At 72.7% G+C, this 20,979-nt stretch carries 21 protein-coding genes and 1 pseudogene; 12 read left to right on the top strand and 10 right to left on the bottom strand.

What is annotated here, in order from left to right:
- The first annotated feature begins 221 nt into the window (after nt 1-221).
- The 3 genes from ACFV46_RS07525 to tgmB all read left to right on the top strand — a co-directional run bounded on the left by ACFV46_RS07525 (nt 222) and on the right by tgmB (nt 1,818).
- Nucleotides 222-551 (top strand): YkvA family protein, encoded by a 330-nt coding sequence (locus tag ACFV46_RS07525; RefSeq protein WP_151782533.1) that lies wholly within the window; start codon nt 222-224, stop codon nt 549-551.
- An 84-nt stretch (nt 552-635) separates the two neighbouring features.
- On the top strand, nt 636-827 hold the full coding sequence (tgmA, locus tag ACFV46_RS07520) for a putative ATP-grasp-modified RiPP (RefSeq protein ID WP_062672239.1): 192 nt from the start codon (nt 636-638) through the stop codon (nt 825-827).
- A gap of 16 nt (nt 828-843) precedes the next feature.
- Nucleotides 844-1,818 (top strand): ATP-grasp ribosomal peptide maturase, encoded by a 975-nt coding sequence (tgmB, locus tag ACFV46_RS07515; protein WP_361933066.1) that lies wholly within the window; start codon nt 844-846, stop codon nt 1,816-1,818.
- Between the two features lie 10 nt (nt 1,819-1,828).
- Here the strand turns inward: tgmB and ACFV46_RS07510 are convergent, their stop codons facing one another.
- Both ACFV46_RS07510 and ACFV46_RS07505 read right to left on the bottom strand, forming a co-directional pair.
- Complete coding sequence (locus ACFV46_RS07510; protein WP_376726063.1) at nt 1,829-2,044, bottom strand: hypothetical protein; 216 nt, start codon at nt 2,042-2,044, stop codon at nt 1,829-1,831.
- Between the two features lie 136 nt (nt 2,045-2,180).
- A complete protein-coding gene (locus ACFV46_RS07505; protein ID WP_361933060.1) occupies nt 2,181-2,642 on the bottom strand; it encodes a DUF2269 family protein in 462 nt (153 codons plus the stop codon).
- A 195-nt stretch (nt 2,643-2,837) separates the two neighbouring features.
- Here ACFV46_RS07505 and ACFV46_RS07500 point away from each other — a divergent pair, with 195 nt between their 5' ends.
- Both ACFV46_RS07500 and ACFV46_RS07495 read left to right on the top strand, forming a co-directional pair.
- The gene (locus ACFV46_RS07500) at nt 2,838-3,812 is read left to right on the top strand and encodes a GlxA family transcriptional regulator (protein WP_376726062.1); all 975 of its coding nucleotides are present in this window, start codon (nt 2,838-2,840) and stop codon (nt 3,810-3,812) included.
- Nucleotides 3,813-3,886: 74 nt separating this feature from the next.
- Complete coding sequence (locus tag ACFV46_RS07495; RefSeq protein WP_361933054.1) at nt 3,887-4,240, top strand: hypothetical protein; 354 nt, start codon at nt 3,887-3,889, stop codon at nt 4,238-4,240.
- Between the two features lie 12 nt (nt 4,241-4,252).
- Here ACFV46_RS07495 and ACFV46_RS07490 read toward each other — a convergent pair whose 3' ends face one another.
- The 4 genes from ACFV46_RS07490 to ACFV46_RS07475 are packed head-to-tail and all read right to left on the bottom strand — an operon-like array spanning nt 4,253 to nt 9,090.
- Nucleotides 4,253-5,098, bottom strand: a complete 846-nt coding sequence (locus ACFV46_RS07490) for a transferase (protein ID WP_361933052.1) — start codon at nt 5,096-5,098, stop codon at nt 4,253-4,255.
- Complete coding sequence (locus ACFV46_RS07485; RefSeq protein ID WP_376726060.1) at nt 5,095-6,363, bottom strand: glycosyltransferase family 4 protein; 1,269 nt, start codon at nt 6,361-6,363, stop codon at nt 5,095-5,097. Before ACFV46_RS07485 ends, ACFV46_RS07490 begins: the two co-directional genes overlap by 4 nt.
- A 56-nt stretch (nt 6,364-6,419) precedes the next feature.
- Nucleotides 6,420-8,189 carry an ABC transporter ATP-binding protein gene (locus tag ACFV46_RS07480; RefSeq protein ID WP_385497347.1) on the bottom strand — a complete coding sequence of 590 codons (1,770 nt, stop codon included), beginning with the start codon at nt 8,187-8,189 and terminating at the stop codon, nt 6,420-6,422.
- A 43-nt stretch (nt 8,190-8,232) separates the two neighbouring features.
- Nucleotides 8,233-9,090 (bottom strand): aldo/keto reductase, encoded by an 858-nt coding sequence (locus ACFV46_RS07475; protein WP_385497346.1) that lies wholly within the window; start codon nt 9,088-9,090, stop codon nt 8,233-8,235.
- A gap of 232 nt (nt 9,091-9,322) precedes the next feature.
- Here ACFV46_RS07475 and ACFV46_RS07470 point away from each other — a divergent pair, with 232 nt between their 5' ends.
- Nucleotides 9,323-10,210, top strand: a complete 888-nt coding sequence (locus ACFV46_RS07470; RefSeq protein ID WP_385497345.1) for a Gfo/Idh/MocA family protein — start codon at nt 9,323-9,325, stop codon at nt 10,208-10,210.
- A 64-nt stretch (nt 10,211-10,274) separates the two neighbouring features.
- Here the strand turns inward: ACFV46_RS07470 and ACFV46_RS07465 are convergent, their stop codons facing one another.
- Nucleotides 10,275-11,030, bottom strand: a complete 756-nt coding sequence (locus tag ACFV46_RS07465) for an SDR family NAD(P)-dependent oxidoreductase (RefSeq protein WP_385497343.1) — start codon at nt 11,028-11,030, stop codon at nt 10,275-10,277.
- 174 nt (nt 11,031-11,204) lie between these two features.
- On the opposite strand from ACFV46_RS07465, the gene ACFV46_RS07460 reads away from it, so the two are divergent.
- Nucleotides 11,205-12,140 carry an AraC family transcriptional regulator N-terminal domain-containing protein gene (locus tag ACFV46_RS07460; RefSeq protein WP_385497342.1) on the top strand — a complete coding sequence of 312 codons (936 nt, stop codon included), beginning with the start codon at nt 11,205-11,207 and terminating at the stop codon, nt 12,138-12,140.
- Here ACFV46_RS07460 and ACFV46_RS07455 read toward each other — a convergent pair.
- Nucleotides 12,127-13,008, bottom strand: a pseudogene (locus tag ACFV46_RS07455) (GNAT family N-acetyltransferase); the annotation flags it as partial. The gene ACFV46_RS07460 and the pseudogene ACFV46_RS07455 sit on opposite strands and share 14 nt — an antisense overlap.
- Nucleotides 13,009-13,385: 377 nt before the next feature.
- On the opposite strand from ACFV46_RS07455, the gene ACFV46_RS07450 reads away from it, so the two are divergent.
- Nucleotides 13,386-14,591, top strand: coding sequence for a glycoside hydrolase family 64 protein (locus ACFV46_RS07450; protein WP_385497340.1), 1,206 nt, complete (start codon nt 13,386-13,388; stop codon nt 14,589-14,591).
- Nucleotides 14,592-14,796: 205 nt separating this feature from the next.
- The gene (locus ACFV46_RS07445) at nt 14,797-15,003 is read left to right on the top strand and encodes a hypothetical protein (protein ID WP_151787982.1); all 207 of its coding nucleotides are present in this window, start codon (nt 14,797-14,799) and stop codon (nt 15,001-15,003) included.
- Nucleotides 15,004-15,090: 87 nt separating this feature from the next.
- Here ACFV46_RS07445 and ACFV46_RS07440 read toward each other — a convergent pair whose 3' ends face one another.
- Nucleotides 15,091-16,209: a sulfite oxidase gene (locus tag ACFV46_RS07440; RefSeq protein WP_385497338.1), complete on the bottom strand. Its 1,119-nt coding sequence runs from the start codon at nt 16,207-16,209 to the stop codon at nt 15,091-15,093.
- A gap of 100 nt (nt 16,210-16,309) precedes the next feature.
- Here ACFV46_RS07440 and sthA point away from each other — a divergent pair, with 100 nt between their 5' ends.
- Nucleotides 16,310-17,713, top strand: a complete 1,404-nt coding sequence (sthA, locus tag ACFV46_RS07435) for a Si-specific NAD(P)(+) transhydrogenase (protein ID WP_385497337.1) — start codon at nt 16,310-16,312, stop codon at nt 17,711-17,713.
- A gap of 23 nt (nt 17,714-17,736) precedes the next feature.
- On the opposite strand, the gene ACFV46_RS07430 is transcribed toward sthA, so the two are convergent.
- Nucleotides 17,737-18,204: a DUF5709 domain-containing protein gene (locus ACFV46_RS07430; protein ID WP_361937332.1), complete on the bottom strand. Its 468-nt coding sequence runs from the start codon at nt 18,202-18,204 to the stop codon at nt 17,737-17,739.
- A gap of 316 nt (nt 18,205-18,520) precedes the next feature.
- On the opposite strand from ACFV46_RS07430, the gene ACFV46_RS07425 reads away from it, so the two are divergent.
- Entirely contained in the window at nt 18,521-19,993 is a 1,473-nt protein-coding gene (locus ACFV46_RS07425; protein WP_385497336.1) for an APC family permease, read from the top strand.
- 11 nt (nt 19,994-20,004) lie between these two features.
- On the top strand, nt 20,005-20,976 hold the full coding sequence (locus ACFV46_RS07420) for a hypothetical protein (RefSeq protein WP_385497334.1): 972 nt from the start codon (nt 20,005-20,007) through the stop codon (nt 20,974-20,976).
- Nucleotides 20,977-20,979 lie beyond the last annotated feature (3 nt).

The following is a 20,979-nucleotide window of genomic DNA, read 5'->3' as shown; positions in this document are numbered from 1 at the left end:
ATGCCCGGTCAGGCCGTACCGCAACGGGCGGGGGCGCTTCGGTGGGGCCTCGACGGTTTCGCACGCCTGCCCGGGCAGGTGACCGGCCCCGATCCGGCGTCTTCCGTCCTGACGGGTGACGTGATGCGGCCGGGTGACCGCCGTCATGCCATGTGCGCGGCGCGAGGGGGAATCCGACCTGCGGAGCGTGTGGCGTGCGCCACCCGCCGGGAGGAGGGTCCGTGGAGCCGACCACCACATGGATCGTCGCAGGAGCGGCCCTGGCCGCCGTCGTACTCGCCGTGGCCGTCGCGGTCCTGACGCGACTGGTGCGCACCCGGCGCGTGATGCGCCGCGCCGGGCTGCCGACCGGCCCCCGCTGGGTCTTCTGGGGAGCCGTCCTGTACTTCGTGCTGCCCACCGATCTGATGCCGGATCCCGTGTATCTGGACGACATCGGCGTGCTCCTGCTGGCACTGCGCACGCTGCGCCGTTCGCCCGGCTCGGGCCATCGGACGCCGTTGGTCACGGAAAGTAAGGAAACCAACCACTCGTTCGATTCGTTTAAGTAAGTGGAAACCGAAGGGCGTCGTAGGGCAGCGTGACGCCGCTGGGTGACCAGGCTCGATCGGAGCAGCACCTGTGAGGGAGAGACGATGCAACCGTTCGCGCTCAACTATGCACGGCCGGCAGCGGAGTTGGAGATCGCCGCTGTGTACGTCTACGACTCCGGTCTGCAGTTGAACGTGCTGCGTGACGGGCGCATAGCCGCCAGCGATCACGCGCTCCTGCGGGAATTGGGCACCACGACGTCCACGGCGGGTTCCAAGACTCACTTCGACGACTGAACACAGGCCGCCGAAGATGACCGTCTTGATTCTGACCAACGAAGAGGACGTGACGGCGGACATGGTGGTCGTGCACCTGAACGCCGCCGGTGTCCCGGTGGTCCGGCTCGACCCCGCCGACCTGACCGGCGATGTCGCCCTGTCCGGTGAATACGCGCACGGCACGTTCCACGGCCATCTGTCGTCCGGTGGACGGCTGGTGACCCTGAGCGGGCTGCGGTCGGTGTGGGTGCGCCGGCCGGGTGCGCCCGCGGCGCGGGCCGCCGCTCCCTCGCCGTGGCTCGCGGAGGAGTCCGGTCAGGCCCTCTACGGGATGCTGCGGGCCAGTGACCTGCGCTGGATGAACCATCCGGACGCGGCCCGCCGGGCCCGCCACAAGCCGTGGCAGCTGCGGCTCGCCCAGCGCTGCGGGCTGCCCGTGCCCGCCACGTTGATCACGACGTTCCCGCAGGCGGCCAGGGAGTTCGCCGCCCGTCACCCGGATCTGGTGGTCAAGCCGGTGTCGGGCGCGCATCCGCAGGACCCGCCACGGGCGGTGCCGACGAGCAGGGTGGCGCCGGACGCGGACTTCTCCGCGGTCGCCTTCGGGCCGACGCTGCTGCAGCGGCGGGTCGTCAAGCGCGCCGACATCCGGCTGACCGCCGTCGGCGGTGAGTTGCTGGCCGCCCGCAAGCCGGCCGGTGCCGACGCCGAGGTGGACGTGCGGTTCGCGCCGTCCGACAGCCCGTGGCGGCCCGTGGAGGTGGGGGCGCGGGTGGCCGAGGGCGTCCGCGCCTATCTGCGGAGGGCCGGGCTCGCCTACGGGGCCTTCGATTTCGCCGAGGACGCGGACGGGACGTGGTGGTTCCTGGAGTGCAACCAGTCCGGGCAGTTCGGGTTCGTCGAGGTGGACACCGGTCAGCCGATCGCCCGGTCCATCGCCGAGTGGCTGGCCACCCCGGTGCCGGGACGGCCCGCGCACAGCGGCGACGCGGACACGACGATGGTCTGACCTGGCGGGATCAGAGCGACGCGGGCCCCGGCGGCAGGGCGGTGCGCTGCCAGACCGGGGCCGCGGCGGCCTGGCCCCTGGGCGCCGGCGGGCGGCCCGGGGACTGGAGCGGCTGAAGGACGAACTCCAGGTCCCTGCTCACGCGTTCCGCCTCCCTGCGCACCTGGAGGGGGATGTCGCCGCGCTCCGCGATGAGCCGGTCGTAGATGGGGGAATCCTGGAACACCCGTCAACGCGCCTTTCTGTCGTGGCCCTGTGTGCATTTTGGGCACGGCTGTGAAGTCTAGGCGCCGACGCACACTGAAGTGCGAATTCTGCCAGAGTGCTTGGGCGGGGGATGAACCGGTGCTATGGCCCGGGGGTCAGGCGCCCGTCGTGGAGCCCGGCCGGACGATCATGAGCACGGTGACGGTGGCCCACAGAAGATTGAAGATCCCGGTGAACATGGCGAGTTGGACCGTCGCGGGCCGCTCGACGGGCCGTCCGGCGTCCAGTTCCTCCAGCAGTTCCTCCTGCCGGGGCAGGACGAACGCGATGAGGAGGCCGGCGGCCGCCGCCGTCAGGGTGATCGACGTGATGAGCCAGCCGCTGCCGAGCACCCCCATGGCCAGGGCGGTGGCGAGACCGAGCACGGGCACCGACACCCCGAGGGTCGCGTACACCCGGCAGACGCGGTGCAGCAGCCGGACCGTGCCCACCGCGACGGCACCGTCCGCGGCGGGGACGCGCCGGGCCGCGGGCGGGAACATGCTGGCGGCGACGGTGACGGGTCCGACGGCCACGATCGCGGCCAGGACGTGCAGGGTGAGCAGGAACTTGGTCATGGGGAGCTGGGTTTCCTCGGGGTCGGCGGGTGATCGGCGCCGCCCACGCTAGAGATCGTCCCCGTTCGCGCACAGTGGCTGGATCGACAGGATCCCACGGATTCCCGCCAACCGGTCTCGCCTGTGCCTTGCTGCGGCACACCTCGTCCCACCAGGGGTTCTGTGGATGGCGGGAATCCGCCTAGGGTGGCCTCCATGCACACCGTGGCGATCCTGGTCCTCGACGACGTGGTGCCGTTCGACATGGCGGCGCCCTTCCAGATGTTCGGCTGGGCGCGACTGCCGGACGGGCGGCGCCCGTACCGGGTCCGGCTGTGCGCGGAGCGGCCGGAGGTGCGCACGGAGGGCTTCGCCCTGCGGATCGACCGGGGCCTGGACGGGCTTGTGGACGCCGACACCGTCGTCGTGCCCGGCAGCGACCACTCCGGGCCGCCCTCGGACGCGGTCGTCGCGGCCCTGCGGGAGGCGGCCCGGGCCGGCACCCGGATCGCGTCCGTGTGCTCGGGCGCCTTCGTGCTCGCCGAGGCGGGACTGCTGGACGGGCTGCGCGCCACCACCCACTGGATGGCCACCGACGAGCTGGCCCGGCGCTTCCCCGCCGTCAAGGTCGAGCCGGACGTGCTCTACGTGGACAACGGCTCGGTCCTCACCTCGGCCGGGGCCGCCGCGGGCCTGGACATGTGTCTGCACATGATCCGCCGGGACCTGGGATCGGCGGTGGCCGCGCACAGCGCCCGGATGTCCGTCGTCCCGCTCGAACGGGAGGGCGGGCAGGCGCAGTTCATCGTGCACGAGTATCCGCCGGTGCCGCGCGGCTCGGCGCTCGAACCGGTGCTGGAGTGGATCGAGGACAACCTGGCCGGGGAGCTCACCCTGGCCGCGATGGCGGAGCGCTCCGGGATGAGCGAGCGCACCTTCAGCCGCCGCTTCCGTGAGCAGACCGGGACCACGCCGCTCCAGTGGCTGCTGCGGGCGCGGGTGCGGCGGGCCCAGTACCTGCTGGAGAACAGCGACCATCCGGTCGAACGCATAGCCCGGCAGGCCGGGTTCGGGTCGCCGACCGCGTTCCGCGAGCGGTTCCGGCGGGTGGTCGGCACCACCCCGTATGCCTATCGCACCGCCTTCCAGGGAAGAAGCGTCGCGGAGGCGTCTTCGGTAACGGTGGGATAAATCACCCGAGTCCGTATGGGCCCGCCGACAGTTGGGCAAGAGGTATCGATCCTCCCCCAAGGACGGTGTAGCCCATGAACTGTTTCAGCCGCCTGCTCTGCCTCCTCTACCTGGCCACGAGCGCCGGGCTCGCCTGGGTCACGGTCCAGGAGATCCGGTACGGCCCCGTGTGGGCGGCGTGCCTGTTCGCCGCCGCCAGCCTGGTGCCGGTGATCGCCGTGGTGCGCGAGACCGTGATCGGTGAACAGGACCAGTTGCTGCGGGAGTCGGCCGCTCCGGCCGCGCGCCGCGGTGACGTGGGCGCCGCCGAGGCGATCGTGCGGGCCGAGCTCGACGCGGCGTGCTGCGAGCGGTGGTGGACCAGCCTCGGCAGCGAGCACGACCTGACCTGCCGTCACCGGTCGCCCCACCGCAGCAGCGCCGCCTGACGGGCGGCCGGCTCAGGTCCGCCGGACCACCTCGACCGCGAGGTCGTTGTCGACCGTGTAGTAGGGCCGCACCGCGAACTCCCCCGCCGTGGCGGTGGGATGGACGAAGATCTCCTTGCGGTCCGCCACGTCGTCGAGCAGACGGCCGGCGCGGATCAGGGACGTGTCGGCGCCGGACCCCGCCCGGACGAAGACGTCCCAGACACGGTCGCCCGCCCCGCTCTCGGGGAGCAGGTCCGCGTGGTCCACGGTGAAGGCGAGGTCGCGGCCGTCCGCACCGGCCCGCGGTGCCACGGTCCGCTCGACGCCCTTCCCGCCCCGCAGCCGCAGCCGCACCGTGGCCCCCGCGTCGAGCGAGGCGCCGTGCAGGCGGGCCCGGACGGTGGTGGACCGGTCGGTGACGTCGACGCCGGCGACCTCCACATGGGCGTCGCGCAGCCAGGTCCGCAGCGCGAGGTACCCGTCCTTGGTGACGTAGGGGATGCGGACGGCCACCGGTGACACCCGGTCGCGGACGTGCCCGTCCACGAGGGCCCGCAAGTCCCGCAGGCCGGGGCGCAGGCGTACCCGCTCCCCCTCGGGTGCGGGCAGCAGATAGAGGTCCCAGCGGCCCTCGGGCAGCGCGGGCAGCGGATCGAGGACGGCGTTCAGCCGTCCGTCGCCGCCGGCGGTGAGGTCGAGCACCTGGAGCATCTTCTCGGGCTCGCCCTTCCTGGGGCGCAGCCGCAGCAGCAGCCGGGGCGACGGGAAGGCCACCGGGTCGGGCGGGGCGAGGTGGAAGGTGATCCGGCCGTCCGCGTCGGCCGTGCAGGCGGCGCGCGGGGCGGTGGCGAGTGCCGTTTCGGTCGTCGTGGTCATCGCTGTCCTCCGCGGATCGTGCGCCGGGCGGCGGAGGCCGCGGCGTAGGCGGCGTCCCGGGCGGCGAAGCCGCGGCCGGCCAGGGCCCGGCGCAGGCGCGCGGGTTCCGGTGGCGCCGGGGGCCGGCCGGTCCGGCGGGCCGTCGCCGCCGCCTCGATGAGGCGCTCGGCCTGCTCGACGATGGGCGCGGGGCCGAAGCGCCGCGCGTTGCTCAGGGCTGTACGGCCCATGCGGCGGCGCAGTTCGTCGTCGCCGACGAGGTCCAGCAGGGCGGCGGTCAGGGCGTCCCGGTCGCCGACGGGCACGAGGCGTCCGTCGGCGCCGTCCTCGATGATCTCGGCGGGGCCGTACGGGCAGTCGGTGCTGACCACGGGCAGTCCGCAGCGCATGGCCTCGACGATGGTCATGCCGAAGGGCTCGAAGTTGGCGGCGGTCGCGCCGATCGAGCCCTTGACCCACTCCGCCTCCATCGGCGTGGCGGCGCCCATCAGCAAGGCGTTGTCGCTCAGGCCGAGGCGCTGGATGAGCCGGCGCAGCCGGGTGTGCTCCTCGCCCTTGCCGTAGATGCGCAGCTGCCAGTCGGGGTGGGCGGCGGCCACCGGGGCGAAGGCCTCGATGAGCAGGTCGTAGCGTTTGACGGGGACCAGCCGTCCGGCGGCGACGATCACCTTGGCGGTGCCGTCGGCGGGGGGCAGCACCGGGTCGGGCACGCTGTTGGGCAGGGCCTCCACGTGGACGCCGGGCAGCCGCATCTTGCGCCGGTACGCGGCGGCGTCGGCCTCGGTGACGGTGGTGAGCACGTCGAGCCGGCGGTAGGCGCGACGCAGCGTGGTGCGCAGCCGGGGCGGGTGGTTGTCGAGGGTGAGGTGTTCCTGCCCGATGCGCAGGACGTGGTCGGGTGCCTGCCGCGCCAGGTGCACGTTGAGGCCGGGCCGGGTACCGATGACGACCTCGGCGTCGGTCGTGGCCAGGGCCTCGGCGATCCGCTGGTCCGTCAGCTCGCTGTACTGGTGGTAGCGGTACTCGGCGACGGGGAAGACGCGGGCCGGGCGCTGGTGCAGGGGGTGTTCCTTCTCCTGCCGCAGATCCACCAGGGGGCGCAGCGATATCCGCGGGTCCAGCGGGTTGTTGGGATGTTCGCGGTGCCGGAGCACCGAGACGATCTCCACCTCGTGCCGGTCGGCGAGTGCCTGGGCCAGGTTGAAGGTGGTGGTGATCGTGCCCCCTATCCCATAGGCGTTGTGCAGCAGGAAAGAGATCTTCATAGTGGACCAGACCGAGCCGAGGCCCCATCAGTTGCTTCGCGTTATCGCACTGTTGTCTAGGCGACCTGGCCGCTGTGCAGGGCGGTGTAGGCACCGTCGCGGGCGAGGAGTTCCTCGTGGGTGCCGGTCTCCTGGATACGGCCGTCGCCCATCACCACGATCCGGTCCGCGCCCCGCACGGTGGACAGGCGGTGGGCGACCACGAACGTGGTCCGGCCGCGCAGCAGGCGGGCCAGGGCCTCCTGGACGAGCGCCTCGGAGCGGGTGTCCAGGGCGGAGGTCGCCTCGTCGAGGACGAGGACCCGGGGGTCGCGGATGAGGGCCCGCGCGATGGCCAGGCGCTGCTTCTGCCCGCCGGACAGCCGTGCGCCGCGCTCGCCGACCAGGGTGTCCAGGCCCTGCGGCAGGCGGTCGACGAACTCCAGCGCGTTGGCGTCCCGCAGGGCCGCCCGGACGGTCTCCTCGTCGGCGTCGTCCATGCCGTAGGCGACGTTCTCGCGGACGGTGCCGTCGAACAGGATGGACTCCTGCGGCACGACCGACAGGAACCGCCGGTAGGTGCGCAGGTCGAGGGTGTTCATGTCGGTGCCGTCCACGAGGACGCGGCCGGCGGTGGGGCGGATGAAGCCGATCACGAGGTTGAGCACGGTGGACTTGCCGGCGCCGGACGCGCCGACGAGGGCGATGGTCTCGCCCGGCGCCACGTCGAGGGTGAAGTCCCGGACGGCGGGCCGGTCGCCGTCCTCGTAGGCGTGGGTGACGGCCTCGAAGGTCACGGCGCCGCGCAGCGCGGTGAGTTCGTCCTTGCCCTCGTTGTCCTCCAGTTCGGGCGCCTGCAGGACCTCGCCGACCGAACGGACCGACTCCAGGCCCTTGGTGATGACGGGCGCCAGACCGGCGAGCGTGGTCGTGGAGTTGGTGAGGGTGGTCAGGAACGCGCTGAGCATGACCACGTCGCCCGGTGTGACGCCCCAGACGCCGTAGTACGAGACGAGTGCCGCGCCGGCGAGGACGAGGACGCCGACGACGTTGAGCACGACCCAGGCGAGCGAGCCGAAGCGGCCGTTGACGAGGTCGAGCCGGATGCCGGAGGTGAGCAGCCGGTGGAGGGTGCCGTCCATACGGCGCAGCGCCTTACCCTCCAGGCCGTGGGCGCGGGTGACGGGGATGAGGCGGGTCATCTCGGTGACCCGGGAGGACAGGGTCTCCACCTCGTGCCGGAAGTGCTCGTTGTGGGTGCGCAGCCGGGCCCGCAGCCGGGCGACGACGAGGGCGGCGGCGGGGACGACGACGAGGAAGACGGGCACGAACTCGGGTGTGCGGACGGCGATGATGGCGAGGCCGCCGATGAGCACGGTGATGGCGCCGAGACCGGTCTCCGCGGTCTGCTGCACCATCTGCTCGACGGTCTCCACGTCGCGGACGACCTTGGCCTGGAGCACACCGGCGCTGACGCGGGCGTGGTAGCCGATGGACAGCTGCTGCATCCGGGTGCACAGCGCGGAGCGCAGTGCGGTTCCCATCCGGCGCACGCTGCCGTACAGCAGACGGACGTAGAGGACGTGCAGGGGGTAGTTGACCAGCAGGATGAGCAGGATGACGCCGGTGCTCAGCCAGAGCCGGGAGACCGGCTGGTGCTGCACGACGGTGTCGATGATGAACGCGGTGACCAGGGGCAGCAGCCAGATCGGGCTGTGCTTGACGGTGAACACGCCGACCGCCGCCGCGAGGCGGTGACGGTCGGCGCGGAACAGGTAGGCGAGCGTGCGGACCGGATGCTCGTCCCGGTAGCGGTGGTCGAGCGGTCTCTCGTGCGACGACGCCATCGGCGGTGCCCTCCCCGCGGGGCCGTGGGATCGGGACGGCGGGTCACACGGCGTCGAGCTCGGCGAACTCCTTCTCGGTGAGCCGCAGTTCGGCCGCGGCGAGCGAGTCCCGGATGGTCTCGGGCCGGCTGGAGCCCGGGATCGGCACGACCACCGGGGACTTGGCGAGCATCCAGGCCAGGCAGACCTGCTGCGGGCTCACCCCGTGGGCCTCGGCGACCCGGGCGAACGGGGCGTAGGCGGAGCCGAGTTCACGGGCCTTGGAGATGCCGCCGAGCGGGCTCCACGGCAGGAACGCGATGCCACGCTCGTCGCACAGGCGCAGCTCCGGCTCGCTGGAGCGGAAGGCCGGGGAGAACTGGTTCTGCACGGAGACGAGCCGGCCGCCGAGGATCTCGTCGGCCTCGCGGATCTGGTCGGGGTTCGCGTTGGAGATGCCCGCCATGCGGATCTTGCCCTCGTCGAGCAGTTCCCGCAGGGCGCCGACGGACTCGGCGTACGGCACCCGGGGGTCGGGGCGATGGAACTGGTAGAGCCCGATGGCCTCCACGCCGAGCCGGCGCAGGGACGCCTCGCAGGCCTCCTTGAGGTGCCGGGGGCTGCCGTCCAGCGTCCAGCTGCCGTCGCCGGGTCGCAGATGTCCGCCCTTGGTGGCGACGAGGACGTCCTGGCCCCGGTCGTGGGAGGCGAGGGCCTTGGCGATCAGGGTCTCGTTGTGGCCGACCTCGTCGGCGTCGCGGTGGTAGGCGTCCGCGGTGTCGATGAGCGTGACGCCCGCGTCGAGCGCGGCGTGCAGGGTGGCGAGGGACCGGGCCTCGTCCGGGCGTCCCTCGATGGACATGGGCATCCCGCCCAGTCCGATGGCGCTGACCTCGACGTCCCCGATACGGCGGGTGTGCATGGGTTCGTGACCTCTTTCGCGTCGCGCGGTGGTGGGCGTTCCCGGACCTCACCAGCCTGACCGCCGTGCCGCGCGAGGTCCAATAGAAGAATGAGAACGCATTCAGCGACGGTGCCGCTGAATCGCGTGGCGGGTCCCCGGTGGCGGGGGCCGCAAACCGGGCCGCTTGCGTGGTGCCCGGACCGGTGTGGCACGCTCGGCCGGTGTTTCCCGGACTGTGAGAGGCGGCGGCATGCGCATCGGACTGCTCGGAACCGGCCCGTGGGCCCGGATGGCCCACGCCCCCGCCCTGAGCGAGCACGGCGACCTGGACTTCGTCGGCGTGTGGGGCCGCCGTACGGCTCCCACGCGGGAACTCGCCGACGCCCACGGCGTCCGCGCCTACGACGACGCCGACGCGCTGATCGCCGACGTGGACGCGGTGGCCGTGGCGCTGCCGCCGGACATCCAGGCGGAGCTGGCGGCCCGGGCCGCGCGGGCCGGCCGGCATCTGCTGCTGGACAAACCCCTCGCGCCGACGGCGGCCCAGGCACGGGAGGTCGTGGCGGCCGCCGAGGAGACCGGGGTCGCCTCCGTGGTGTTCTTCACCGCGCGGTTCCAGCCGGAGACCGAGGACTGGATCGGCCGGCAGGCCGCCGCCGGTCGCTGGTTCACGGGGCGGGCCGAGTGGCTGGGCGCGGTGTTCAGCGGCGAGGGCAGCCCGTTCGCGGACTCGCCGTGGCGGCGGGACAAGGGCGCCCTGTGGGACGTCGGCCCGCACGCCCTGTCGGTGCTCCTGCCGGTGCTGGGCGACGCCCGGCGGGTCGCGGCGGCCGCGCACGGCCCCGGGGACACCGTCCATCTGGTGCTGGAGCACACCGGCGGCGCGTCCAGCACGCTCACGCTCAGTCTCACGGCACCTCCCGCGGCGGCCGGGGCGACGGTGGAGCTGCGGGGCGCGACCGGAGTGGCCCGGTTCCCGGAGTCCCCCGCGACCGCGGTGGACTCCCTGCGCCGGGCGGCGGACGCCCTGCTGGGCGCGGTCCGCACCGGAGAGCCGCACGCCTGCGACGCGCGGTTCGGCCTGCGGGTGACGGAGATCCTGGCGGACGCGGAGGCCCGGCTCGCCGCCGACGGCTGACGAGCGGGCCACCGGCCTGACGCGCCGGCGGCCCCGCCGCCACGACCCGCGTGCCTGGAGGTTGCTAGAGGTTGTAGCCGCCGGACACCTCGATGGTCTGGGCGGTGACCCAGCGGCTCTCGTCGGAGACGAGGGTGGCGATCATCGCGCCGATGTCGTCGGGCTCCCCGACCCGGCCGAGCGCGGTCCGCTCGGCGAGCGCCGGGATGATCTCCGGGAACCGGGTGAAGGCGTCGTCGCCGAGCCGGGTGCGGGTCGCGCCCGGGGCGACCCCGTTGACGCGGATGCCGCGCGGGCTGAACTCCTTGGCCAGGGCCCGGGTCAGGACGTCCAGTCCGCCCTTGACGGCGGCGTAGGCGGAGTAGCCGGGCTGCATCCCGGAGGACGTGACGTTGCTGCTCGTGTTGACGACGGAGCCGCCGTCCGCCAGCAGCGGGAGCAGGGTCTGGGTGAGGAAGTAGGGGCCCTTCAGCAGCACCCGCATCAGCCGGTCGAAGTCGTCCTCGGTCGTGTCCTCGAACATCGCGGTGTGGGCGATGCCGGCGTTGTTCACCAGGTGGTCGAAGGTGTCGCGCTGCCAGACGTCCCGCAGCGCGTCCGTGACCGCGTCGCGGAAGGCCGGGAAGCCGGCGCTGTCACCGACGTCCAGGGGCAGGGCGACGGCGGTGCCGCCCGTCTTCTCGATCTCGGCGACGGTCTCCAGGCCGCCCTCCTTGTTCCTGCCGTAGGTGAGGATCACCCCGACACCGCGCCGGGCGATCTCGAGGGCTGCGCCGCGCCCGATGCCGGAGCTGGCCCCAGTGACGATGGCGACCTTCATGGCGTCTCTCCTTCATGGATGTTCGGATCTGCCGCCCCGGCTCTCACCGGAACAACCTCGATGCCTCCATTCAAAGCCTCTGACCTGCAAAAACGTTATAACGATCCTCTCGTGGACCTGCACGATCCTCTCGCGTACGGGAACAGGGATCCGGCGCGGTGCTCCAATGGACGTATGGACCTCACCGAACTCAAGGCGCTGCTGGCCCGGCATGCGCGGCCCGACGCGACGACCGCGATCGAGGGCGTCCATGTCGCGCGGATCGACCGGTCCGAACCGCCGGCCCCCGAGACGTCGGGCACGATCCTCGCGGTCATCGCCCAGGGTGCCAAACGGCTCGCGCTCGGGGACCGCGTCTTCGAGTACGGCCCCGGCGAGTACCTGGTCGCCTCCGTCGACCTGCCCGTGACCGGCCACTTCACCCGGGCCGACCCCGAGCACCCGGCGCTCGGCTTCGGCCTGGTCCTGGAGCCGTCGGCGGTCGCGGAGCTGCTCCTCCAGGCCGGGCCGGGGGCCGGCACCCGGACCGGCGGCGGGGCCACGCCCTCGGGGATCGCCGTCAGCACGGCCTCCGACGCGCTGCTGGACGCCGTGGTGCGGCTGCTGCGCCTGCTGGACGAGCCGCGCGACCGCGACGTCCTCGCCCCGCTGGTGAAGCGGGAGATCCTGTGGCGGGTGATCACCGGCGAGCAGGGCGCGACGGTGCGTCAACTGGGCCTCGCCGACAGCGGTCTGAGCCATGTGTCACGCGCCGTGCGCTGGATCCGCGAGCACTACGCGGAGCCCTTCCAGGTCGAGGACGTGGCCAGGATGTCCGGCATGAGCACCTCCGCGTTCTACCGCAACTTCCAGGCGGTGACCGCCATGAGCCCCATCCAGTTCCAGAAGCAGATCCGCCTCCAGGAGGCCCGGCTGCTGCTGGCCACCCGGCCCGGCGACGTCACGGGCGTCGGCCGCAGCGTCGGCTACGACAACCCGTCGCAGTTCAGCCGGGAGTACCGCCGCCGGTTCGGGACGCCGCCCAGCCGGGACGCCGCCCGGCTGCGCCGTACGGCGCGCGGAGGGGTGGACGGCCCGTCGGCTGGTTCCCGCTCGGCGGCTGGAAGTTGATCCGTTCACCGACCACGGGGAAGCCCGCCTTGGCGAAGTGCGCGGCCATGGGGGCGTTGCCCTGGTCGGTGGACGCGGTGACCCGCTCGGCGCCGTGCCGGACCAGATGGTGCGTGCACTCGGCGAGCAGGTCGTAGGCGTAGCCGTGGCCGCGCTGTTCGGGGACGACGCCGATGAACCCGATGGTGGGCCCGGACGGGTTGTGCGCGGGGACGTGGATGCCGGCCAGCTCGCCGTCGGGTGTCCGGGCGACCTGCCACCACTCCCGCGGGGAGGGGCACCAGCGGAAGAAGTCCAGCTCCTCCTGGGCGGCGAGGTCGAGGCCACCCGTCTCCACGGCCCGCAGCGCGTGGGCGTCGAGGGTGGCGGAGTGGATGCGCCGCAGGGCGTCGAAGAAGACGGCGTCGTCGGGCTCGGCCTCGAACCGCAGACGTCCGGGGCGCTCGGGCAGCCCCAGGTCGGGCGTCCAGCGGTACTGGAAGCGCTCGACGAGCAGGGTGTAGCCGGCCGCGCGCGCGGCGGCGAAGCGGGCCTCGGCGGCCGCCTTGAGGACGGGGTCGTCCCGCCGGCCGCCGGGCACATTGATCTCCAGCTCGACCTGCCACGGTGAGGTGCGCAGAAGCGCGGCTCCGGCCTCCTCCTCGCCCTCGGCGACGTCGAACCAGTTGACGTTGACCGGCTGCTGGTCGTCCGGGCCGCCCCACCAGGCACCGCGGGCGACGACGGTTCCGTCACGCAGGGCCACCCGTTTCCACTCGGGGCGGAACACGGTCTTCCGGTGCCCTTCGGCGGCGGAGAGCGGATCGGGGTGGGCGTCGAAGAAGGCCGCGTCGTCGACGGTGAGCGTGCGGATGACCGGATCGGTCATGAGTCCTCCGGGTCGCGGACGGTGAAAGCCCCCGGACGGTACGTGGCCACTTACCCCGCCGTCCACGGCTTTTCCCCGGCCAGCGGGCTTGCGCACCCGCTTCCAGGGAGCGCTCTCAAAGGCTCCGGGTGCCTTAAAGGCACCTTAGGCAAGGATTAAACGATCGTGCATGTTTGATGACCATCACCGTTTTCGCAGGTCAGCGCAACTTCCGTGCTGTGCGGACCTGTTGGCGCCTGCGAAAGGGGTGCGTACCATCGGGGCCCATCGACGGCATGGCCCTCGTTTCAGAGAGCGCTCTCAGAGGGTTCTCGCGAACGTCGCAGGAGCAGCCGCCGACCCAGGCACCCGCTCGACACCCCCGGGAGACCCCCCACATGACATCCCGACACCAGCGCCCCCTCGGCCGCCGCCGGCTCCTGTTCGCCCTCGGCGGCGCGGCGGTCGCCGTCCCCGCCATCGCCACCGTGGCGCCCTACGCCCTCGCCGGGACGTCCGAGGACGGTGGGACGAAGGCCGCGGCGGACACACTGCCGCTGACGATCGTCAACAACAGCGGCGAGTTCGACAACGCGAACGTCCACGTCTACGTCGTCGGCAACCAGGACGGGCGTCAGGTGCGCCTCACCCCGGACGGCACGCTCGCGCCGATCGCCCTCTCGGACAACGGTGCCGACGGCTTCACGGACTACGCGATCAGCCTCGCCGGGAGCGGCGAGACCAAGCTGTCCCTCCCCCACATGTCCGGCCGGATCTATGTGGCGCTCGGCGAGAAGCTCAAGTTCAAGGCGGTCGCCGACGGGAACGGCAACGCCGCGCTCCAGTACCCGGCGGGCTGGGTCTCCTCGGACCCCAACTTCCCGGTGCTGCACGACTGTGCCGAGTTCACGTTCAACTCCTCCGGGATGTTCTGCAACACCACCATGGTCGACATGTTCAGCGTTCCGCTGAGCATCCGGCTCACCGGCGACAAGGACCAGACGACGGGCGAGCTGAAGGCGGGCGGGCGCGCGGGCGTCTTCGACGCGGTCCGCGCGGCGGAGGACTTCGCCAAGCTCGTCGTGGACGACACCCGGGTCATCGCCCCTGGTCACGGCCTGGACGCCGGCCTGTTCGCCAAGGACTACCTCGCCCCGTACATCGACGAGGTGTGGAGCACGTACACGGGCCGGGACCTCACCGTGAAGACCAACGCGGGCACGTTCACGGGCCGGGTGCGCGGCGACCGCTTCACCTTCGACGGACCCGCCCAGGTGTCCTTCGCCAAGCCGTCGACCCGTGACGTGCTGTTCTGCGACGGCAATCTGGCCGCCCCCAACGACGGCACCACCGGTCCGGTGGCGGCGATCCTCGGCGCCGGCTTCAACCGCTCGACGCTCCTCACCGATCCCGCCCAGCCGACGGCCGACCCCGCCCGGTTCTACGGCACCGACCTCACCAACCACTACGCGAAGGCCGTGCACGCGGCCACCGAGGACGGCAAGGCGTACGGCTTCGCCTTCGACGACGTCGCCGACTTCGCGTCGTACATCCAGGACACGGCGCCGACCGGGCTGACACTGACGCTCACGCCGTTCGCCTGATTCCTCCGGCACCCGGGGCGGGCCGGGCGGGGTTTCCGTCCCACCCGGGAGAGGTACCCCGAGGGTCCGGGGCACGGTGCGCGAGCGGGCCCGCGGGGTCCTCCGGATGCAGGAGGCGCTCCCGCGATGAATGGTGGGTAGCAGACCCGATGACCGCACCGGGCCCGAACGAACCGAAGATCCCCGGATCCGAGGAGCAGAGATGATGCCGACGTCCCAGCCCGAAGCGTCCGGGCCGTCCGAGGAGCGTTGCACCCCGGACGACCTGCTCCACGCCCGCACCGGCACCGAAGTGTCGCCCGAGGACATCGTGCTTGCCTCGGGCAAGGACCTCACCGCGCACAACCTGGAATGGGCCAAGCGCAAGATCGAGGCGGAAGGGCCCTCCGCCCTGGAGAAGCTGCTGCCGTAGAAGTCCCCACGGCCCCCAGCGCGCGGGCCGCCCCGGGTGCGAGCCGACGCCCGGGGCGGCCCGCGCGCCGTCGTACGCCCGCCGGGGTCACTCGTCCAGGCAGAGGACCGGCACCCGCTGCACGAGGTTGTTGGCGAACCCGCCGCGGTTCCACGGCTGCCGCAGGGGCTGGGTCCGGCCGTCGGCGTCGGTCGCGCGGGCGCTGAGCACATGCCCGCCCGGGACCGCGGTCCACGGGTGCCGCCAGCGGCGCCAGGCCCAGCGGTGCCCGTCCCCCGGTTCCAGCTCCGCCTCGCGCCAGGTGGCGCCCGCGTCCGTGCTGACGTCGACGCGGGTGACCGGCGCGCACCCGGACCAGGCCCGCCCCTCCAGGGTCACCGGGCCGGGCCGCAGCACCCGGGAGCGGGACATGAAGTCGGGGAAGCCCGGCGGGACCAGCAGGGCGCGCGGGGCGATCCGGGTCACGGGCTCCCCCGGGTCCTCGGGCCGTCGGCGCAGCCGGTAGGCGGCGGTCTGCTGGAACCCGGTGAACGGCTCGTCGACGACCGTGATGCCGCGCAGCCACTTGACGTGTGCCATGCCGTACCAGCCGGGCACGATCAGACGTAGCGGGTAGCCGTGCTGCGGGGGCATCGGGGCACCGTTCATCGCGTAGGCGACCAGCACCTCGGGGTCCTCGCCCGCGGCCACCTCCATCGGCAGCGCCCGCTGGTAGTCCTGCTCGACTCCGCGCTCCACCCCGTGGTCGGCGCCGGTGAAGACGACCTCGACGCCCTCCGCCCGCACCGACGCCTCGGCCAGCAGCACCCGCAGCGGGACACCGGTCCACTCGGCGGTGCCGACGGCCTCGACGAGCCAGGGCTGGCTGACCGGGCGGGGCTCCAGCAGGGCCCGCCCGTTGCCGGCGCACTCCAGCGTGACCCGGGTGGTCACCCGCGGGAACGCCGCGAGGTCGGCCGGGGCGAGGCTCAGCGGGCGCCGGACCCGGCCGTCGACGGCCAGCCGCCAGGCGGTGCCGTCGGGGACGTACGGGATGTCGTAGTGCGTGAGCACGTAGTGCAGGCCGGGCGGCGTGAGGTCGTGGCGCAGAGTCTCCAGCGGCAGACCGTGGTTGCGCGCGGCGAGCGCCAGCTCGTCCGGGCCGATGCCCTCGCCGGGGCCGGCCAGCCGGGCCGGTGCGCTCGCGTCGGCGAGTCGGTGACCCATGCCCGCCATTATCCGCGCGGGTCCGCCGGGCCGCCCGTCCGCGCGGATGGTTGCCCGCTCACCCTTCCGGAAGAGGGCCACCGGCTGCCAGACTCCTGAGGTGCCCGACTACGACATGCTCGTCATCGGATCAGGACCGGGCGGCCAGAAGGCCGCCATCGCCGCCGCCAAGCTCGGCCGTCGCGTCGCCGTCGTGGACCGCCCCGACATGGTCGGCGGCGTCTCCCTCCACACCGGGACCATCCCGTCCAAGACCATGCGCGAGGCCGTGCTCTACCTGACCGGCCTCACCCAGCGCGATCTGTACGGCCAGAGCTACCGGCTGAAGGACGACATCACCGTCGCCGACCTGACCTCGCGCACCCGGCACGTGGTGGGCCGCGAGGTCGACGTCATCCGCAGCCAGCTCTCCCGCAACCAGGTCTCCCTGTACGCCGGCGTCGGCCGTTTCGTCGACCCGCACACGGTCGCGCTGCGCGAGATCTCCGGCCAGGAACGGCTGCTCACCGCCGAGCGCATCGTCATCGCCACCGGCACCCGGCCCGCGCGGCCCGCCAGTGTCGAGTTCGACGCTCGGACGATCATGGACTCGGACAACGTCCTGTCGCTGGAGCGGGTCCCGCGCTCCATGGTGATCGTCGGGGCCGGGGTGATCGGCATGGAGTACGCGTCGATGTTCGCCGCGCTCGGCAGCAAGGTCACCGTGGTCGAGAAGCGCCCGGGGATGCTCGACATGTGCGACGTCGAGGTCATCGAGTCGCTGAAGTACCACCTGCGGGACCTCGCGGTGACGTTCCGCTTCGGCGAGACGGTCGCCGCCGTGGAACGGCACGCCCGCGGCACGCTCACCGTCCTGGAGAGCGGCAAGAAGATACCGGCCGACGCCGTGATGTACTCGGCGGGCCGGCAGGGCCTCACCGACGAACTGGACCTGCCCAAGGCGGGGTTGGGCGCGGACGCCCGGGGCCGGATCGCGGTGGACGAGCACTATCGCACCGAGGTGCCGCACATCTACGCGGTCGGCGACGTCATCGGGTTCCCCGCGCTGGCGGCCACCTCGATGGAACAGGGGCGGGCGGCGGCGTACCACGCGTGCGGGGAGCCCGTCGGCAGGACGCACCATCTGCAGCCCATCGGGATCTACACCATTCCGGAGATCAGCTTCATCGGCCGGACCGAGGACCAGCTCACGGAGGAGCGGGTGCCGTTCGAGGTGGGCATCTCCCGCTACCGCGAGCTGGCCCGCGGGCAGATCATCGGTGACTCGCACGGCATGCTGAAGCTGCTGGTCTCGCCCGAGGACCGAACGCTGCTGGGAGTCCACTGCTTCGGCACGGGCGCGACCGAGCTCATCCACATCGGCCAGTCGGTGATGGGGTGCGGCGGGACCGTCGACTACCTGGTCAACGCGGTGTTCAACTACCCGACGCTCGCGGAGTCCTACAAGGTGGCCGCCCTCGACGCCACCAACCGGCTGCGGCAGATCGACCACATCGTCGACTGAGCGGCCGAGGGGCCAGGCGGCGTCTACAGGTCCTCGTCGTCCACCACGTGCATCGCGGCCTCCTCGGCGCCGGCCGCCCCGGCGTCGATGCCCACGTCGGAGGCGACCTCCTCCTTCACGGCGTCGGTGTGCGCGCCCTCGTCCGGGGCGACCAGGCGGCCGGCCCGCTCGTCGCCCGCCTCCGGGTCGACGGGTTCCCCCTCGCCGCCGGGCAGGTCGCCCACCTCGTCCCCGGCGGGCACCCCGACGTCCGGGACCTCCTCGGCCAGGCGCTGGTCGAGGCTCTCGCCCTCGTGCTGCTCGGCCGCCGTGGTGCCGTACTTGGTCACGCCGAGCGGCTTCTCCGGCGGTGAGTAGCCCTCGTCCAGGGTGTCGTCGTACGTCCGTTCGTCGAGGGCGTCCTGCATGTCGAGGGGCGCCCCGTCCTCCTGCTCTTCGTTGCTGCCGGTCGGCTGGTACGCGTCGTCGGCCATCGGGGTGTTCTCGCCCATGCCTGCCTCCCTCACTCCAGGCGCGGCGGCTGTCGTGCCCGCGCGTGTCCTGAACCGCGTTTCCCAAAGCACCGCGTCCAACCCAGGAAGATCCCCGACGCCCCCGTACGGCCGCCCACTTGTGGCTATCATCACTCGCGCACACCGCGTGACCACCCGGCGACGCAACGGCGTACAGTGTCCGCCACCCCCCTGTCGGCCGCCCCCGACCCGAGGTCATCCCTTGGAGGTTCGCGGCGTTGTCCCACCCCCCACACTCTTTACGGCGCCGGGGCCGGGGTCCCGTGCGCCGTGCACGACGGAAAGCGGCGCAGCCATGAGCAACCCCCGGGGCCGAGGGCTCCAGGCCAACGCCCTCGGCACCCTCGACACCGTGGTGATGGCGGTCGCGGGCAGTGCCCCGGCGTACTCGATCGCCGCGACCACCGCGGTCCTGGTGGGCGCGGTGGGCCTGGCCAGCCCCGCCGCGCTGCTGTACTGCGCGATACCCATGCTGGGCATCGCGCTCGCCTTCAGCCGGCTCAACCGGATCGCGGTGCACGCCGGGGCCGGCTACTCCTGGGTGGGGCGCACGCTCCATCCCTTCCTCGGGTTCCTCTGCGGGTGGGCGCTGGTCGTCTCCGCGACGATCTTCATGGTGGCGGGGTCGCTGCCGGCCGGTGCGATGACGCTGGCCCTCTTCGACGAGGGCCTCGCCCACGACACCGCGCTGTCCACGCTGGTGGGCGCGTGCTGGTTCCTGGTCATGCTGCTGGTGGTGCTGGGCGGGGCCCGGCTCACCGTGCGGGCCCAGTTCGTGCTGACCGGGGCCGAACTGCTCGTCCTGGTGCTGTTCGCGGTGCTCGCCCTGTTCCGCGCCGACGGGGCCCGCGCGTTCGACTGGTCGTGGCTGGGTCTCGGGCACTTCGACGGCGTCGCCGGGTTCTCCTCCGGGGCGCTGATCGCGGCGTTCTACTACTGGGGCTGGGACGTCGCGAGCAATCTGAGCGAGGAGACCCGGGACGGCCGCCGGACGACGGGGCTGGCCGGTCTGGTCGGGGTCGGTGTCGTCTTCCTGCTGTTCGAGGTGTTCACCATCGCGGTCAACGTGATCCTGTCGTCCCGGCAGATCCGGGAGAACGACGCGAACGTGCTGGCCGTGCTCGGCGAGGAGGTGTGGCCGGGCTGGGGCGGCAAGGTGCTGATCGGGGCGGTGATGCTGTCCACCGTCGCCACCCTGGAGACCACGCTGATCCAGGTGACGCGCTCGCTGTTCGCGATGGGCCGGGACCGGACGATGCCGGCGGCGCTCGGGCGGGTGCACCGGCGCTGGAACACGCCGTGGGTGGCGATCGCGGTCGTCGGGGTGGTGGCGCCGGCGATGTTCGTCGCGTCCAATCTCCTCGGCACGGTGGGCGACATCCTCCACGAGGCGATCGCCGCGATAGGGCTGCAGATCGCCGTCTACTACGGGCTGACGGGGCTCGCGGCGGTCGTCGCGTACCGCAGGCTGCTGCTGCGGTCGGTGCGGGACTTCGTGCTCGCCGGGGTGTGGCCGCTGTTCGGGTCGCTGTTCATGTTCGCGATCCTCGTCGAGTCGCTGAGCGAACTGAGCGGCTGCGCGATCACCATCGGCATCGGCGGCCTGGCGGCCGGCGCGATCCCGATGCTCTGGTACTGGCGGCAGGGCAGCGAGTACTACCGGCCGGCCCCGCTGGACGCCACACGGACCGTCGTGGCGGACTACGTGCCCGCCGCCCGGCACGGCTCCTCCTCCCTCGTGCACGAGGGCTCTCCCACCGACTTCTGACGGAGGCCCGGATGGCACGGGGCGGTTCCCGACGCGATCTCACCCCCGACTTCGACCCCGACTGCGGCGACGCCGCCCTCACCCGCGCCCGCCAGGACATCGTCATCGGCCGCTGGCAGGGTCTGCGGGAGCTGCTGCGGGACACCGGCCCCTGCTGGGCGTCCCGGGGGCACCGGGTCCGCTCGCTGGCGCAGGCGTGCGCGGCCAGCTCGACGGCGGAGTCCTGGCTGGCCGCCGAACCCCGCGACGCCGACGCGCTGGTGCTGCGGGCGGCGACCGAGACGGCCCGGGCGTTCAGCCTGGCCGTGGCCGCCGGCCGGGGCGTCCCCGTCGACCAGCGGCGCGTGGACGCGGCGGTCCTGGCGTGCCTGCGGGCCACCGAGGCGCACCCGCAGGACCCGACCCCTTGGGTGTCGCTCATCTCCGTCGCGCGGCTGTACCCGTCGGGGGTGCGGCGGCAGGAACTGGGGCGCTGGTGGGACGAGTTGCACCGCCGCGACCCGTACAGCGTGGAGGGGCATCTGCAGGTGCTCCACTACTACTCGTCCCGGTGGCACGGCTCGCACGGCCTGATGTACGACTTCGCCCGGGACGCGGCCGGGGTGGCGCCGCCCGGCTGCCCGCTGCCGGTGCTCGTGCAGTACGCCCGGGTCGAGGAGTACCGCTACGCCCTGGACGCCAGCGGCGGGCAGCACGCCTCCATGGGGCTCGGCACGCACTGGAGCGGCCCGGGCGCCGTCGGGGACGTCCGCCGCACCTGGGAGCGCTGGATCATGGGCCGCCCCGGCACCGCCGTGGCGCCGGCCGAGGTGCGGGACCTCAACCACCTGGCGCACGCCGCCTGTCAGGCGGGCGTCCACGACATCGCCGGGCCGCTGCTGCGGATGCTGGACGGACGCGCCACCCGCACGCCGTGGGCGTACACCGGCGACCCGGCCAAACAGTTCGTGCGATGGCGGCGCGAGACGGAGGTACGGGACTGAACA

Origin of the sequence: Streptomyces sp. NPDC059852 (assembly GCF_042731455.1) — a bacterium.
Classification (GTDB): domain Bacteria; phylum Actinomycetota; class Actinomycetes; order Streptomycetales; family Streptomycetaceae; genus Streptomyces.
Note: the sequence above shows the minus strand (reverse complement) of the source record. Positions and strands in the feature narration are given on the sequence as shown.